General features: G+C 70.1%; 16 protein-coding genes and 1 pseudogene. All 17 read left to right on the top strand.

Translation table 11 applies throughout. From position 1 onward, the window contains the following. Positions 1–454: 454 nt before the first annotated feature. On the top strand, positions 455–1576 hold the full coding sequence (locus NI25_RS06750) for a C40 family peptidase (RefSeq protein ID WP_061441572.1): 1122 nt from the start codon (positions 455–457) through the stop codon (positions 1574–1576). A 138-nt stretch (positions 1577–1714) separates the two neighbouring features. Beyond that, positions 1715–2029, top strand: coding sequence for a DUF6112 family protein (locus NI25_RS06755; RefSeq protein WP_054100372.1), 315 nt, complete (start codon positions 1715–1717; stop codon positions 2027–2029). Next, on the top strand, positions 2029–2721 hold the full coding sequence (locus tag NI25_RS06760) for a hypothetical protein (protein WP_061441573.1): 693 nt from the start codon (positions 2029–2031) through the stop codon (positions 2719–2721). Before NI25_RS06755 ends, NI25_RS06760 begins: the two co-directional genes overlap by 1 nt. Before the next feature lie 36 nt (positions 2722–2757). Beyond that, positions 2758–4140, top strand: a complete 1383-nt coding sequence (locus NI25_RS06765) for an SCO6881 family protein (RefSeq protein ID WP_061441574.1) — start codon at positions 2758–2760, stop codon at positions 4138–4140. A gap of 81 nt (positions 4141–4221) precedes the next feature. Further along, entirely contained in the window at positions 4222–5694 is a 1473-nt protein-coding gene (locus NI25_RS06770) for an SCO6880 family protein (protein ID WP_061441575.1), read from the top strand. A gap of 101 nt (positions 5695–5795) precedes the next feature. Further along, positions 5796–6257, top strand: a complete 462-nt coding sequence (locus NI25_RS06775) for a DUF6238 family protein (protein ID WP_061441576.1) — start codon at positions 5796–5798, stop codon at positions 6255–6257. A gap of 29 nt (positions 6258–6286) precedes the next feature. Beyond that, a complete protein-coding gene (locus NI25_RS06780) occupies positions 6287–7801 on the top strand; it encodes a VirB4 family type IV secretion system protein (RefSeq protein WP_061441577.1) in 1515 nt (504 codons plus the stop codon). Positions 7802–7815: 14 nt separating this feature from the next. After that, entirely contained in the window at positions 7816–8388 is a 573-nt protein-coding gene (locus tag NI25_RS06785; protein ID WP_199560840.1) for a hypothetical protein, read from the top strand. Positions 8389–8412: 24 nt separating this feature from the next. Continuing rightward, complete coding sequence (locus NI25_RS40000; protein ID WP_233520690.1) at positions 8413–9528, top strand: hypothetical protein; 1116 nt, start codon at positions 8413–8415, stop codon at positions 9526–9528. Positions 9529–9538: 10 nt separating this feature from the next. Next, positions 9539–10615: a hypothetical protein gene (locus tag NI25_RS06800; RefSeq protein ID WP_107071643.1), complete on the top strand. Its 1077-nt coding sequence runs from the start codon at positions 9539–9541 to the stop codon at positions 10613–10615. A gap of 143 nt (positions 10616–10758) precedes the next feature. After that, entirely contained in the window at positions 10759–11268 is a 510-nt protein-coding gene (locus tag NI25_RS06805; RefSeq protein WP_165684259.1) for a hypothetical protein, read from the top strand. Positions 11269–11311: 43 nt separating this feature from the next. Next, positions 11312–11854 (top strand): annotated as a pseudogene (locus NI25_RS06810) (glycosyltransferase); the annotation flags it as partial. Positions 11855–12136: 282 nt separating this feature from the next. Beyond that, positions 12137–12934, top strand: a complete 798-nt coding sequence (locus tag NI25_RS06815; protein WP_061441578.1) for a glycosyltransferase family 2 protein — start codon at positions 12137–12139, stop codon at positions 12932–12934. Between the two features lie 516 nt (positions 12935–13450). Next, positions 13451–13732: a metal-sensitive transcriptional regulator gene (locus NI25_RS06820; RefSeq protein WP_054100365.1), complete on the top strand. Its 282-nt coding sequence runs from the start codon at positions 13451–13453 to the stop codon at positions 13730–13732. 691 nt (positions 13733–14423) lie between these two features. Then, on the top strand, positions 14424–14918 hold the full coding sequence (locus NI25_RS06825; RefSeq protein ID WP_061441579.1) for a hypothetical protein: 495 nt from the start codon (positions 14424–14426) through the stop codon (positions 14916–14918). Between the two features lie 46 nt (positions 14919–14964). Next, positions 14965–15714 carry a DsbA family protein gene (locus NI25_RS06830; protein WP_061441580.1) on the top strand — a complete coding sequence of 250 codons (750 nt, stop codon included), beginning with the start codon at positions 14965–14967 and terminating at the stop codon, positions 15712–15714. Continuing rightward, positions 15711–16577: a cytochrome c biogenesis CcdA family protein gene (locus tag NI25_RS06835; protein ID WP_061441581.1), complete on the top strand. Its 867-nt coding sequence runs from the start codon at positions 15711–15713 to the stop codon at positions 16575–16577. The genes NI25_RS06830 and NI25_RS06835 overlap by 4 nt, the downstream gene beginning before the upstream one ends. Position 16578: the final 1 nt, after the last annotated feature.

Genomic DNA, 16578 nt, shown 5'->3' on the forward strand with positions numbered 1-16578 from the left:
TCCTCGCGGGCCGGAACCGGGCATGCAGAAGCCCGTGGCCGCAGACCGAGGAGGGCGAGGGGGAGTCAAAAAACTGTAGAGGCGAATCCGCCGACGACCAAGAAACCCTTACCGATGTACCGGTTTTCGGCACCTCACGCCGAGCTTTTTGGTCAACCGCCGATCCGCACCTACTGTTTTTGAACCGCCCGGCGCACACCGCCGCTGGCTACATCCTCGCCACACCTCATGGAGATACCCCTGCCCCGGCACACCTAGCTCACAGCCGGCCGCGCGGAGCGAGCGGCAACTCCCCCGCACCGGCCCGCCTCCGATCGCCCACCCCGGCTGCCGCGCCCTTCCACCACGCCTCGCGAACGCGGCACGCCGGACACCACATCCCGAAGGACTCGTTCATGACGTCTGACCACCCATCCATGCCCGAACCCGCTGACCGGCGAGCGGTCCGCTCGGGTTGAAGGCACTCGCCGCCGGCATCGGCGTCGTCTTCCTCTCCCCGATCCTGCTCGCCGGCGCCGGCATGATGCTCGCCTCCTCCGCCGAAGCCGTACAGAGCAGCAGCTCCTTCAGCAACTGCCTGACCGACATCGACAGCGACAAGGTCGCCGAGCAGGTCACCAAGATTCTCGACGGCGCGTCCGGCAGGGACGTTGACATTGAGGGCCTGGACCTGCCCGCCGAGCAGGTCCCCAACGCGGCGACGATCGTGGCCGCCGGCCTCTCGCTCGACGTTCCCAAGAAGGGACAGATCATCGCGCTCGCCACGGCGATGCAGGAGAGCCGGCTGCGCAACCTGGGCTACGGGGACCGCGACTCCCTCGGTCTCTTCCAGCAGCGTCCGTCCCAGGGGTGGGGCCGCGCCCAGCAGATCCGCGACCCAACCTACGCGAGCGAGCAGTTCTACAAGCACCTGCTCAAGGTGGACGGCTGGCAGCAGATGACCGTCACCCAGGCCGCGCAAGCCGTGCAGAAATCCGGCCTGCCGGACGCGTACGCGCAGTGGGAGAACCTGGCCACCGCGTTGCAGGCCGCCATCGTCAAGACCTTCCCTGGCGCCGGGGATGCCACGGATGACAAGGACGAGAAGCCGTCGACCAGTACGACCGGCTGCGCGCCGGGCCAGGACGGTTCCGGCTTCGGCCGCATCCCCGAAGGGAGCGTCCCCAAGGGCTACTCGATCCCCAAGGACGCCGACCCGAAGGCCCGTAAGGCCATCGAGTGGGCGATGCACCAGCTCGGCACGCTCTACCAGTGGGGCGGATCCTGCACCAACGCACACGGCCCCGACCCCATGGGCCGCTGCGACTGCTCCAGCCTGATGCAGCAGGCGTACGCCCATGCTGGCATCACGCTCACCCGCACCACATACACGCAGGTCAACGAAGGCAAGGCTGTCTCGCCCGCTCACCTCAAGCCCGGCGACCTGATCTTCAGCCGCGGTACCGCCGCACGGCCTGAGCACGTCGGCATGTACATGGGCGAGGGCCTCGTGATTGAGGCGCCACGCACCACCAAGCCGGTGCGGATCACCCCGATCAAGGACTGGGACATTCTCGCCGTCCGCCGCGTCCTCTGACGCCGCCCCGCCCGGTGTCAGCCCGGGCGGGCCGGGCTGACGCGGCCACTTCCGTGCCCTTCGCTCGCCTCTCCCTCCGCTTTCACCTTCCCGTTGGGCCTCGCCGGGCCCGCGTATGCAAGGAGCCTCGCACCACCTATGTCCGTCCCTCTCGCAGACCGCGTCATCCAGCTCGCCTACGACCCAGGAATCACGCCCAAAGGCGGCGGGCTGCCTGGCCTCGCCGTGCTGAAGAACGTGGTCAACAGCATCAACATGTTCGGGATCATCGCCGTCGTCGGCGCCCTCGCCGTCTCGCTAGGCGTATGGGCCTGGGGCCACCACACCGGTGGACACCAGGCCGAGGCCAACGGGAAGAAGGGCGCCGTCGTCGCCGCCGGCGCCGCCCTCGGTCTGGGTGCCGCGAACGGCATCGTGGCCTTCTTCTCCGGCCTGGGATCGCAGGTCCACTGATGCGGAAACGCTTCCCCTCCTCTTCGCTGTCCTCGTACGGCTCGGGCTGGTCGACGAACCAGCGCATCGCGATCGGCGCCACCGTTGTCGCCGTTCTACTTGCCCTCGCCGGGGTCGTTGCCCTGCTGACCGGCGGTGGCAACAGCCAGCAGACTCCCGATGCCGCGCCACCGGCTCCCACGGGCGGCCCGTCCCACTCCGAGGCTGCTCCCAAGCCTTCCTCCGGGTCCGGGTCGGTGCCCAAGCCGCCGCAGATCGCCGAGCCGGTCGCCTACGCCAAGGCAGCGGCCCAGATGCTCTGGTCCTACGACACCCGCGACACCAGCCGCGACCAGCAACTCGCCGGCATGCGCGCCTGGATGACCACCGAGACCAAGTACGCCGACTGGACCTCGGTCGCAGGCCAGGTCCCCGACCCCGTGCTGTGGTCACGGATGGCCGACCAGGACCAGCACGCCACCGCCCACATCACCGAAGGCCACTACCCCGGCGCGTTCAAACAGGCCCTGGCCGAGGATCCGTCCGCGATCACCGAGGCGTACATCTACGTCGTCACCGTCAACGGCAAGCAGACCCTCAGCTGGAAGAAGGGCGGCGGCGGAGCCGAGGAACGCGCCGTGACCCTGGCCGTCCAGTGCCGCCCGAACCACGACTGCACCCTGGCCGCCATCGCACCGAGCGTCACGCAGTGACCCGCGTCTGAGACACGAAAGAAGGAGTAACTCCTCGTGGGTTTCTGTGATTTCCCCCTGGCGGACAAACTGTGCGCCGTCGGCGACGCGGTGGACTTCGCCTCGGACCCGGGCAAGGCCATCGGTGACTGGATGGCGAAGTCCGCCGGTGAACTGGCAGCCGCCGCAGCCGACCTGGCCGCCGAAGCCGTCAACACCACCACCAAGGTCGATCTGAACGCCGGGTGGTTCCGCGACAACTACGAAATGCTGTTGCCGCTGGGCCTGGTCCTGCTGGTCGCCACCTTCTGCGCGCAACTGGTCCGGGCCGCCATCAGACGCGACGGGCAAGCCCTTACCCAAGCATTCACGGGCACCGCGTCCGGAGTCCTGTTCGCCTTCTGCGCCATCGCCCTGACCACAGTCGCCATCGAGGTCGTGGACGCCGTCAGCGACGGCCTGTTCAAAGCCGCACACCTGAACATCGAATCGGCCGTGCGCCGCGTGGTGAAGGTCAGCCAAATCGGGGCGCTGTCCGGTCTCGGCTGGCTCGTCCCGGTCGTCACCGGACTCGGCGCCGCCATCGGCGCCTTCCTCTACTGGTGCGTGATGATGGTCCGCAAGGTCGGCATCCTCGTCATGGTCACCCTCGCGGTCTTCGCCTCCGCCGGCGGCGGCTGGGAAGTCGCCCGGCGCTGGCGCAAGGGCTGGATCGAAGCCACCGCCACCCTCGTCGTCTCCAAGCTCCTGATGACCGTCATCTTCGTCCTCGGTATCGCCGCCATGGGCAAGACCGAAGCCAATGACGGCATCGCCGCGCTCGCCGACGTCATGTCCGGCATCGTGATCATGGTCCTGGTGCTGCTGTGCCCGTACGCCGTCTTCAAATTCGTGCACTGGGCGGCCGACGGCACCGACGGCGAGTCCATCCACCGTGCCGGTGGCGCCGGGGCCCAGATCGCCAAGGCCCACGCCGAGAAGGCCGCCCGCAAGGCCGCCGCAGCCGCAGCCACCGCCGGAACCGGTGGCGCCGCAGCCGGAGCAGGTGGCGCTGCCGCCATGGGGAGTGCCGCACCGCAAGGCCCCGACGGCGGCGGATTCCCCGGCGACATCGCCACCGACCCGACCGGCGGCGAAGGCAAGGACGGTTCGCAGGGCGGTGGTACGGGAGGCTCGCCCGGCGGCGATGCCGTCAAGTCCGGCCTGGAGAAAGCCGTCCAGCCCGCGCCGACCAGCGTGTCCGACGACACCAGCGGCCAGGTGGGAGGCAGCCCTGGACCCGGCGGATCCGGCGCGCATGCCGCGTCCGGCCAGGGCGGCGGATGGCAGACCACTCCGCCGACAACGACACCGCCTCCGCAGGGCGCACCCCCGTCCTCCGGCTCACAGGACGCCGCGTCGAGCGGGTCGGCACCGCCGCCGCCTCCGACCGGCCTCTGATCCCTGCCCGACGCCCGGGGGCGGGACGTGCACACCACCTCCCGCCCCCGGCCTCCACCCGCGCCTCCAGGACCCGCCCCCATGACTGACCTCTTTGTTGCTCCGGTCACGGTGAAGTTCCCCCACCGGAGCCGCCGCGGCATCCTCCTCGGCCTCTCCCTGCCCCAACTCGTTCTCGTCTCCTGCACACTGGCCCTGCTGCTGCTGACGGTGATCTCCACCGGGCTACTCGGCGCCGTTGCCCTGGCACCGCTGTGGGCGGCATCCGGCGCACTCGTCGCCATCCGCCGCCACGGCCGCTCCCTCATCGACTGGGCACCGATCGTCACCCGGTACGCGCACCGCCGCCGCACCGGCCAGACCCTCTGGCTCGCCCGACCTGTCACCAGGCCCCGGCAGGACGGCCTCCTCCATCTGCCCGGCACCGCCGCTTCCCTCAAAGTCGTCACCCCCGGCGATTCCGCCAACGGAGCCGCCGCCGTCCACGACCCGCACCAGCAGACCCTGACCGCCATCGCCCGCGTCACCAGCCGTGCCTTCGCCCTCCTCGACCCAGCCACCCAGAACCACAACGTGAGCAGCTGGGGGCGCGCGCTGGCAGGTATCGCCCGCACCGGGCACGTCGCCACCGTGCAGGTCCTGGAGCGCACCGTGCCCGACAGCGGTGACACGCTCACCCGCCACTGGACCCAGAACGGGCAGCCCCAGACCCCCGTCGCCGGACAGATCTACTCCGAACTGGTCGCCTCGGCCGGCCCGGCCGCCGCTCCGCACGAGACCTACCTCGCCATCTCCCTCGACCTCAAGGCCGCCCGGCGCCTGATCAACCAGGCCGGCGGAGGGCTGCCCGGGGCATTCACCGTCATGGAGCAGACCACCGCCTCCATCGCCCAGGCCGCCCGCAACGCCGGCCTGATGGTCACCGGATGGCTGAGCGCGCGGGAGATCGCCGCCGTCATCCGCACTGCCTACGACCCCAAGGCGCTCGCCGCGCTCCAGCAGTGGTCCGAGACCGGCCGCGCTGAGGCCGACCCCGCAGCCGCCGGTCCCGTCGTGCAGTTCGAGGAGTACGACCGCCTCGCCACCGACAGCGCGCGGCACGCGACGTACTGGGTGGAGAACTGGCCGCGCACCGAGATGGGGGCAGGGTTCCTGCACGGGATCATGTTCACGGCCGGCGTGCGCCGCACCCTGTCCCTTGTCTACGTGCCGCAGGGGCTCGAGTCCGCACTGCGGGACGTCCAGCGCAAGAAGGCCGCGATCATCGCCGACGCCAACGAGCGCGCCCGCCGCGGGCAGGTCGACTCCGAAGAGGATTCCGTCGAGTACGCCGACGTCAAGACCCGCGAACGCCAGCTCATCGCCGGGCACGCGGACGTGGCCCTGACCGGCCTGGTCACCGTCACCGCCGAGACCGACGCCCTCCTGGACGCCGCCTGCGCACAGATCGAGACCCACGCCGTCACCTCCGGCGTCGATCTTCGCAAGCTCAACTACCAGCAGCCGGACGCCTTCGCCCTCTCCGCGCTTCCGCTCGCCCGCACCGCCCTGTGAACCAGCAGCGCCCGTGCACGCCCTGACCCACTGCACTCCGGATCACCCGCGACGGGACGCCCCTTCACCACCCTGCCGACCGGCAGGAAGGACCACTACCTTTGACCTCTCCCCCGCGCCCCGACGACGCGCACCCCTACCTCCGCGCCGCGAGCGCCGGCATCCGCCACCACACACGCGCCCTCACGCCCTCGGACGCAGACCCGCCCAGGCCCGTGGACCGTCTGCACCTCGATGTACTGCACGCCCACCTCACCGCTCTGCTCCAGCTTCTGGACCGGCTCGCCGACCACACCCGGCCCCCGCACCCGGCCGCCGGACGTCACCTGGCCACCGCCCACACCAGGCTCTGGCAGGCCACCACCGAAGTCCACGCCGCCTTCCACCTGCTGCCCGGCACACCCCAGGCCGACGCCGAGACAAGCGCCTGCCATCCAGAGCGGCTTCCCGAGGGCCTGCCCGTGCTGACGATCTGCCAGCGCCACCTCGCCGCCGGACACGTCGTCCGCCGCAAGACCACCCCCACCGACCTCCGCCCGCACGCCACGGCCTGCGTGCGATGAGCACCACCCGCAGAATCGAGGGGCCCCCGATGAGCCACCGGCCCGCCCGCCGCGCCCGCCGCGCGTCCGCCAGCCCGCTGTTCACCCCCCACGGCACCGACCGCGCCAGCCGCAAGGCCGCCCGCCGCCAGCTCGCCGAGGCCGCCGCAAAAGCCCGCGCGGAAGCCAGCGCCCACCAGAGCGAAAGCACCCGCCCCGAGCAGCAGATGCCCGCCCCGCTCTACCCACCGAGCGGACGTCCCGGGCCCGCCTCCGCTCGCGGGAACCGGCTAAAACTTCCCGCCCACCGCATGACCACCGCCGTCGCGGCCGGCGCCTATCCCTTCCTCGCCGAAGGCGGACTCGGCGCCGAGGGCATCTACATCGGACGCGACGTCCACGCCGAGGCGTCATTCGTCTTCGATCCGTTCGCTCTGTACGGCAAGGTCGAAGGGTTCACCAACCCGAACCTGCTGCTCGCCGGCGTGATCGGCCAGGGCAAGAGCGCGCTGGCCAAGTCCTTCGCGCTGCGGTCGGTCGCCTTCGGGTACCGCGTCTACGTCCCGTGCGACCCGAAGGGCGAGTGGACGCCGGTCGCGGAAGCCCTCGGCGGCCGGTCCGTCGCCCTCGGTCCCGGACTGCCCGGACGCCTGAACCCCCTGGACGCAGCCCCGCGCCCGGACAGCGTGGCCGAGGCCGACTGGGTGGGCGAGATCCGCAAGCGGCGCCTGCTCCTGCTCGGCTCCCTGGCCCGGACCGTCCTGGGCCGGGACCTGATGCCCATGGAGCACACCGCCCTGGACGTAGCCCTCGACGCCGTCGTCACCCGCGCCGCCGACACACACCGCACCCCGCTTCTCGGCGACATCGCCGCCACCCTCAACAACCCGACCGACCTCGATGAGTCCGCCGGGATGATGTCGGGCCAACTCGGCGACGCAGCCCGCGACCTGGCCCACGCCATGCGGCGCCTGGTCCACGGCGACCTGGCCGGCATGTTCGACGCCCCCTCCACCGTCGCCTTCGATCCGAATGCGCCGATGCTCACCATCGACCTGTCCCGCCTCGGCGGCTCCGGGGACGACACCGCCCTCGTCCTCGCGATGACCTGCGCGAGCGCCTGGATGGAATCCGCCCTGTCCGACCCCGGCGGCGGCCGGCGCTGGATCGTGTACGACGAGGCATGGCGCCTGATGCGGCACGTCGGCCTCCTCCAGCGCATGCAGGCCCAGTGGAAGCTCTCCCGCGGCCTCGGCATCGCCAACCTCATGGTGATCCATCGGCTGTCCGACCTGCTCACCGCTGGCGACGCCGGATCACAGGGCCGCGCCCTGGCCGAGGGTCTCCTGGCGGACTGCTCCACCCGGATCATCTACCGCCAGGAGACCGACCAGCTCCACGCCGCAGCCTCCCTGCTCGGCCTGACCTCCGTCGAGATGGACGCCATCGCCCACCTCAACCGAGGGCGCGGATTGTGGAAAGTCGCAGGTCGGAGCTTCATCGTGCAGCACCTCCTGCACAGCCACGAATTGGCGCTCTTCGATACCGACGCCCGTATGCACTGAGGAGCAAAAGGCCCGTGAAGCCCGATTTCCAACGCGACCTGATACCGCGCGACGACGCGCTCCACCTTATCGGCGCACTCAACGCCATGAAGGACAAACTGCACGACGCCGCCCAGCGGTGGGAGCTGCTCGGCGAGAACGGGCACGTTCCGGCCGCGCCGTCCTACACCGCGCTGCTCCAGCACGCCACCGATGCGCAGGACCTCTCACGCGAGGTCCTCCGCCTGGCCGACGCCTTCGCCCGGAGCCCTCACCACACCACCCGGACCGGCCGGACCGTCCTGAAGCAACTCGCCACGGCCGCGACCATCTCCAGCCACGCAGCCCCGCACTTCACCGAGACCGCAGAGGCCGCCCTGTCCCTGCCCCGGACCACCAACCCCACCGACCGGCACTACCTCACGAATCGCATGGTCATCGACCACGCCTCAGCGCGAGCCTTTCTGCGGCGTGCCTCGGAATCCCTCCGCGACGCAGCCAAGGAACTCGACGACCACCTCGGCGTCCAGCGCTTCCTTGCGCCTCTGACCCGCCGGGAGGGACCGCCGGAACCACCGCCGTCCCGGCCTGGCGGTCTCCACCGCTGACCGCACCAGAGCCGTGAGCTGCTCGTGCAACAGATCGCCACCCCGGTGCAGTCCGCCCGCAACGACCCGCAGCCCGCACCAGCCCCGAAGGACTCCTGCATCATCCCCCGCGACCCAGACTTCGAGCTCTACGACAACGTCGGCCGCGACGCCGACCAGATCCAAGCCGCCCGGTACAACCTCGCCACCCGCGGCGACTTGAAGCGGTGGGCACAACGCGACGCACAGCCCTTCCGCGCCGCGTACCCCCTACCCGACCAGCCCTGGCCAGCGCCCGACCTCACCCCGTACCTGGACGCCCTCGCCGCAGCCCGGACCCCGGCGGAGATCGACGCGGTCACCGACCACGTCCTGGACGCCGCCGAACCCGCACTGCGCGCCCTGAGTGACTACCTCGTCGCCGCAGCACGGTGGAAGCAGGAGAACCGCGACGCGGCCAAGGGATCGCCTTCGCACCTGCTGATGACAGCGGCCAGCCGGGCGCTGTCCGCCCTCGCTCTCGCCGACGAAGCCGGTCTGAACAGGCTGCGCGCCGCCTATGACCCGGCCCCCGCCCCCGCCGCAGGAGGAACCATGGCCGCTGACGAAACGACCACTCCAGAACCCGGCCAGGTACCGCTCGCACCGCTGCCCGACCACCGCAACGTGCACACGCCGTGGTGGCAGGAGCTGTGGCGTCGCCACGCACACGTCATCACGCCGCTTCGGGCACGCGGGCTGCAGTGCGACATCGAATTCGGCCTCAGCACCTACAACGTGCGCGTCTCGCTCCCCGACGACAGCTACCTGGTCATCAGTCCGCCGCACGACCCGCCCTCCGAGCGACCGCCCGGAGACCCGGAGGGCTGGATCGCCACTCGCGAGCACCCCGACGACCCGACGCTGTTCGAGGTCATCTACGACTCGGCGCCCTCCAACGACCCCAGTGCTCCCCAACGGCCCGAAGCCCGCCACGGCGGCAGCACCCAACCCCTGATCGAGGCGATCGACCACCGCCTCGCCCAGCTCAGGCTGCTACCGCACCCCGCCTTGCCCCACGAAAACTCACACGTTCCCCCAGCCCAGCCGTCACCCCTCCCGCCACGGGTCCTCCCGCCGGCATCGCCGAAAGCCGCCCCACCGACCAGACGCACGCCCTGACTTCTTCCCCTTGCGAACCCTTGGAGCCTCCATCCGCACCGCCCGCCGTACTCTGCCGCTGATCATCGGCGCCGCCTGCCTCACCCTGGCCCTCACTGGCTGCTCCGACGAAGACGGCCCAGCCCAGGCCCGGCAGACGCCCAGCGCCAGCACCGCCCCGAAGCCCGCGCCCGCTCTCAGCGCTGCTCAGGCCCGCGACGTCATCACCCGCTATTCCAAGATCAACAACGAGGCCAACGCGGACCGCGACCGGCGCCTCCTCGACACCGTCGAGGACGGACCCCTGTACGCGATGTCCGTCTCGGACTACACCGAGACCGAAGGACTCCCCGCCAAGGACCGCGAGCCGTACGAGCGCTGGTCCTACGACCTCGCCAGCGCCAAGCTGTACATCCCCCGCATGGCCGACGGACAGGACCGCTGGTTCGCTGCCGCCCTCTCCAGCGAGAAGGGCAAGGCCCCCTCTCGCCTGGCCGTGTTCGCCGAACAGCCCCAGCACAAGCGTTGGGAGATGGTGTCCGTCGTCGACCTCGACAGCCAGAAGCTGCCCGACGTCGCCCTGGACCGCGAGGGATACGCGACGGCCGTGGCCGCCAACGACAACAAGCAGCTGGCCGCCGACGCCGACCTGCTGCGTACTGCCGTGCTGGACAACTTCACCACCGGAGGCACGAACACCGGAAGCAAGGTATTCGCGCCGACCAAGGCCAGCAAGCGGCAGGTCAAGGTCAACAGCGATGCCGCAACACGCTTCGGCGACCAGGGCACCAGCGTCTTCGACGGAGCCGACAACCGCTTCACGGACGCCTACGCCCTCAAGACGGAAGACGGCGGCGCGCTGGTCCTCTTCTCCCACACGCACACCCAGACCGACGCCGTCGCGCACTCCGGCCTGCAGATCAACCCCGGCAAGGAAGACCGGGCCTGGCTCCACGACGTGCCCCGCATGTCCATCCGGTACACGTTCGTGTGCAACGACGCCGCCACCGTCCCCGCGAAGGCCGAGCCCTCCCGCCTGATCGGCTACACCTGCGCCCGCACCGACGCCTCCGGCCCCCCGGTCCCCTCCTGGTCACACCGCGCGTAGCCGCACCCGCCCGCCACTTCGACGGCACCGAGGACATCCCCCGCCCCCTGCTCGCTCCGGAGAACTCCCTGTCCACACACTCCTTCATCGCCCGCCCCACCGCCGGCACGGGGTACAGCGGCATCCACGTCCAGCTCGACGGCGTGCCCAGCAACCACCTCCCGCTCCTCCTGGCCGCCTACCAGTACAAGTTCGGACGCGACGTCGAGGCCATGGCCCAGCACCTCATCGACGACATCGCCGTCGGCTGGGACGAACTCGGCACCGATCTCCTCGACGACGCCCCGCCCACGCTCGTGGCCACGCTGACCGGCGGCGAACACTGGCCCAGCCGGACCCTCGATCACCTGATCACTCCGGACGGCTCGCCCCCGGTGCGTATGACGGTCACCGACACCACCGCCAGCGACCTGGGCATGCCGTGGGGCTACATCCTGCATCCGCAGGGCATCGAAGTGATCAGCATGGCTCACACAGGCACGGGCCCCCTCGTGGCCTGGGACACCGACCCCAACACCCCCTTCAGCGACCACCCGGCGCACTGGCCCGCCATCACCACACGCCGGACGCCCACCACCTCGCGCACCGCGCGCCCACCGCGGCCCGCTGCCGGTGCAGCGCCGACCGGGCCCCGCACGGCTGCCCGCCGCTGACCCGCACCGCCCCTCATTGCCGGAGACTTCCCTGCCCGCTCCCCTGATTACGGTCGTCATCGCCACCCGCCTGCGCGACGACCGCCTCGACTACCTGACCGCCATGCACGCCAGCCTCACCCGGCAGTCCGTGCCGTGGGAGGCCGTGATCGCGCTCGACGGCACCACACCAGAGCGCCTGCCGACCGCGCTCGCGCAGGACTCCCGCATCCGCACACTGACGCTGCCCCGGCCGGTCGGCGCCGCCTGCGCCAGGAATCTGGCCCTCACTCACGTGCGCACCCCCTACGTCAACTGGGCCGATGATGACGACCAGTTCACCGATGACGCCATGTCCGTACGGCTGGACATCCTGGAATCCACCGGAGTCGGCTGGTGCGCGGGCTGGAGCGAGGACCAGCACCCCGATGGCTCGACCCGTCTGTGGCGCTGCCCGACCCCGCCCGGCCGGCACGAGGCCGGCGACGTGTGGACCTATTGGAAGACGCCGACGGACACGATCCCCATCGGGCCGACCACGATCCTCGCCCGCACCGACCTCGTGCGCGCAGCGCCGATGGGCGGCCTCGTCCAGGGCGAGGACTACGTCTATTATCCCGGCACTTTCCGTGTCCCTCGCAGGTCGTGTCGCTTAACTACCCGATGAGAAAGCGGGCGTTGTCGCATACACGCGCCGGGTCATGAGTCTCATTCTATTGGGCGTCGACCCGCCTCGCGTGACGAACACCACAGTCCTCTGGGCCGCCCATTCGTGGCGCCCCTCACCAATTGCAGTCCAGCTCGCACAGTGCATGTCGCACGTGCTCGGGCTGTCTGATCTTTCTGGTCGATTGCCGCCCGCCACCAGAACTCTGTTGCCGCCATTCGTATGGAGAAGACCTTGCGCCACCACGACCAGCCGTCCGTTGCCGTGATCACCCCGACCGGCCTGGACCCAAGTCGCCTGCCGTTCTTGAAGGAGCTCTACGAGAGCCTCCGCGCCCAAGAGGGCGTATCCCTGGAATGGATCATCGCCCCGAACGGGCCGAAGGCTGACCCGGACCTCATACCCCGGGGCATCACCCAGGACCGTCGGGTCACCGTGGTTGCCCGCCCTGGGCCCGGCCCTGCCCCCGCCCGCAACACCGCGTTGAACTACGTCAGCGCCCCGCGCGTCGCATTCGTCGATGATGACGACCGAATCCCGCCCTTCTCGCTGGCCATCCGTAACGAGCACGCCATCGTCACCGGCCTGCGCTGGGTCGCCGGCCGGTCGGCCGACTGGGATCCCGTCACGGGGAGTCTGACGACCTGGATGTGCCCGACACCCGTCGGACGCCACGCGCCGGGAGACGTCTGGACGCATTGGCCGGACCCAGAGGCCAGCAAGCCGCCCCTGGGCCACTGCATGTTGCTGACCGACACCCGCCTCGCCCAGGCGGTCGGCCATGGCGGTCTTCACAAGGGAGAGGATTACGCGTTCCTGATGGGTGTCTGCGCGCGAGCGGGCGGTGAACTGCTGAGCGACGTCGTGTATCACCGAAGGGTCCACGAAGGGCAGTGGACAGCCGAAGACACCTACCGTGACCAGGTCGAGTTCGATGCGCGCCGACACGCTTGGTTGAAGGGGCGGGCGGAGCGCGAGCTACAGGCCGAGGCCCCGCTTTCCGGTTCCGTGGGTCGATAGGTCAGGGTCCGGCGCGACAGTCCGGCCCGGGTGACTCGGCTGCCAGGGCCTTGATGTCGCAGCGTCCGCCAGATGGCAGTTCGCCGCGTAGCGCCTACCTGGCCGGAGTGAAAAGCGTCGCTTGGGGCGCCCCCCTTCCCACCGTCGTTACCACTACCGGAAGTACTCCGAACAGATGCCGGCCCATCCATCCATACCCGGTCATGGAAGCCCGCGCCTGCGAGTCCCGACCGCCGCTAACGGCCACCGCTGGCCGCCACCCGCGGCCAGCGGTGGCCGTTAGCGGCTGAGGGCGTCGCGGGTGGCGTTGAGGTCGGTGGTGCGGGGCTGGTTGAGCCGGCGGCCGGAGGCGTATTCGCCAGGGGTACACGTCGACGATGGTCAACTCGTGCGGGCGGGCGTTGGCGTGATCGGCGGTGGGGGGCGGTTGTGGTGCCGCGGGGGACTTTTTGTTGCTCGGGTGGGGTTACTCCTTCGGTAGGATACCCAAGGGGGTATCTCGAAGGAGTGTGGGTTGTGGAACTGGCGATGGCGGCTGAGGAACTGAAGACGGTGGTCAACCGGCTGCGCCGGGCGCAGGGCCAGATCGCCGGTGTGATCAAGATGATCGAGGAGGGGCGGGACTGCGAGGAGGTGGTCACGCAGCTCGCGGCGGCATCCCGGGCTCTGGACAAGGCGGGTTTCGCGATCATCGCCACGGGACTGCAGCACTGCCTGACCGATGTGGACATGGCTGCCTCCGGTGACCGGGAGCAGATGCGGGCCCGGCTGGAGAAGCTGTTCCTTTCTCTGGCCTGACCCGTGGTATGCGCCACCCCATCGCCGGCTCGGCTTGTCGGGTGGGGGCAACGATCAGCATGAAGGCGGCTACGGCCAGCAGCACGATAGCGGGGAGTCCGCCGGGTTGACCGGCGGGCTGGTGGCGACGGCGGCCTGCATCCCAGGCGTCGGCACGGTGGCCAGGGGATGGCGGGGGAAGTCTCTGCTTGCCCGGGCAAGGGATATGGACCCGAGCGGGTGTCCTATGGTGGCCGTGTCTCCAAGCGGACGCAGGAGTGACGATGAAGCGAGCAGCAGCACAAAGGCCGGCACATGCCGGTTTTCGTGGTGTGCTGGCTCTGCTTGTGGCCGTGGTGGCGCTGCTGTGTGTCTTCGGGCACGCGGAGCGTGGCGGGCCGACGCCTCCGTCCGTCGCGCAGCAGGTGCATGCACCTACCGTTTTTGAGGGGTCCGGCGGGACGGCGGCGCCGTGCGGCAAGAAGGTGATCGCCGATCACAGCGCGCAGCGGGCAGAGAGAGTGTCGTCGACGGCTTCCTGCCCCGGTCCCGCAGCGCTTCACACCGCCCCTGCGCCGTCCCTGTCACAGCACTCCGGGATGCTGTCGGGCGGCCCGGCTCCGCCGCCGCCAACGACGCTTCACTCCGTTCTGCGGATTTAGACCGGCCTGTTGGTCGTGTCCCTGAATCCTTGGAAACGGAGCTTTTCAGCATGTCTTCTTCCCCGCGCTCATGGAGTCGGGCGGGTGCCGCTCTGCGCGCTTGGCGGACCGGACAGTGGACTGTGGCGGGCGTCGGTGCCCTGGCCACAGCGGTCTTGGTCGGTGCACCGACCGACGTGGTGCCCAATCCGCTGTTCGGCCGGTCGGTACCCGTGCAGTGGTGGAACTACCCGGCCCTGGTCGTCACGGCCGTCCTGGCCGGCATCGTCCTGAGCACCTATGTGCGCCGGCCCTCTGTCCCTTCGGGGCCCAAGACCCGCGACGGCGGCCGTCTGGGAGCGGTCGGTGGCGTGCTGTCCTTCTTCGCCGTCGGCTGCCCGGTCTGCAACAAGCTCGTTCTTGTACTTCTTGGAGCTTCCGGAGCCTTGAGTTACTGGGCTCCTCTGCAGCCGCTGCTGGCCCTCCTGTCGGCGGGGCTGCTGGCGGAAGCCGCACTGCGCCGCCTGTCCTTGCAGACCGCGTGCCCGGTCACGGCCTCTGCCTGATCTGCGGCCCGGTTCTGCCCCTTCTCCCTCACATCTGAGGTGTTCCATGACTGCATCCACCCCGTCTTCGTCCCGCCGCACCCGCAGGCGCACCATCACGGCCGCGGCGGTCCTCGCCGCCGCCGCGGTGACCGGAGCTTTCGCCCTCACGCTGGACGGCTCCGAAAACCGCAACGAGGCCGCAGGCCAGTCCGCGGTTGTCACCGAGTCCGCCGCCCCGGCGCCCGCCGACGAGAGCCTGCTCGCCCTTGCCCGCCGCGATCCCTCCGACGCCCTGGCCGTCGGGCGGGCGGACGCTCCGGTGGTGCTGATCGAGTACTCCGACTTCCAGTGCCCGTTCTGTGGCCAGTTCGCCCGCAAGACGGAGCCCGAGCTGCTGCGCTCGTACGTGGACAAGGGCGTCCTGCGTATCGAGTGGCGCAACTTCCCCGTCTTCGGCGAGGAGTCCGAGCAGGCCGCGCTGGCGGGCTGGGCGGCCGGGCAGCAGAACAAGTTCTGGGAGTTCCACGACGTCGCCTACAGCAAGCCGCGTGAACGTAACGCCGGTGCGTTCAGCGCCGAGAAGCTCGTCGCCATGGCCCGTGAGGCCAAAATCACCGACATCGAGCGGTTCCGGGCGGACATGGCATCCGACAAGGCCCGAAGCGCTGTGCAGAGGGACCAGGAGGAGGGCTACAACCTCGGTGTGACCAGCACTCCGGCGTTTTTGATCAACGGCCGGCCGATCCTGGGGGCTCAGCCCACGGCCACCTTCAAGGAAGCCGTCGAGGCCGCGGCGAAGGTGGCCGGGCGATGAGCGAGGCCGGACTGGCGGTTGCCTTCCTCGGCGGTCTGCTGGCTCTGCTCAGTCCGTGCAGTGCACTGCTGCTGCCGGCCTTCTTCGCCTACTCCTTCACCAGCCGAACTCGGCTGATGGCGCGCACCGGCCTGTTCTACCTGGGCCTGTGCACGACACTCGTGCCGCTCGGCGTGGCCGGCTCGTTCGCCAGCCGCCTTTTCTACGGTCATCGGGACACCCTGGTGACAGCGGGCGGATGGACGGTCATCGCCCTGGGCGTGGCCCAGATCGCAGGGGTGGGCTTCGGTTCGCGGCGGATGGCGCAGGCCGCGGGCGGGCGCCGTTCGGGCTCGGCACTGTCGGTGTTCGCGCTGGGCGCGGTGTACGGGCTGGCGGGTTTCTGTGCGGGGCCGATCCTCGGTGGCATCCTGACCGTGGCGGCCCTGGACGGTGACCCCCTGCACGGCGGGGTGCTCCTGGCCATTTACGCCCTGGGGATGGCGGTTCCGATGTTCGTGCTGGCGTTGTTGTGGGACCGCTTCGATCTGGGCCGCAAGCGCTGGCTGCGGGGCCGGGTCTTCCGGGTGGGTCCGGTGGCCCTGCACAGCACCTCGGCCGTCGGCGGCGTGCTGTTCATCGCGCTCGGCGTGGCTTTCCTGGCCTTCGACGGCACGTCCGCACTGCCGTCGGTGCTGAGCACCGATGCCGAGTTCGCCCTGGAAGAGCGGTTGTCCGGCCTTGGCGCAGTGGTGTCGGACCGGCTGGTGCTGTTGGTCCTGGCCGCTGTGGCGGCGCTGACTGCATTGCTGGTGCTGCTCCGGCCGGTGAGAAGGCCAGATCCGCAGCCGTCGCCGGAAGAGGAGCCGTCTGTGCACGGGTAAC

The sequence above is a fragment of the Streptomyces sp. CCM_MD2014 genome (genome assembly GCF_000772045.1).
Lineage (GTDB): Bacteria > Actinomycetota > Actinomycetes > Streptomycetales > Streptomycetaceae > Streptomyces > Streptomyces salinarius.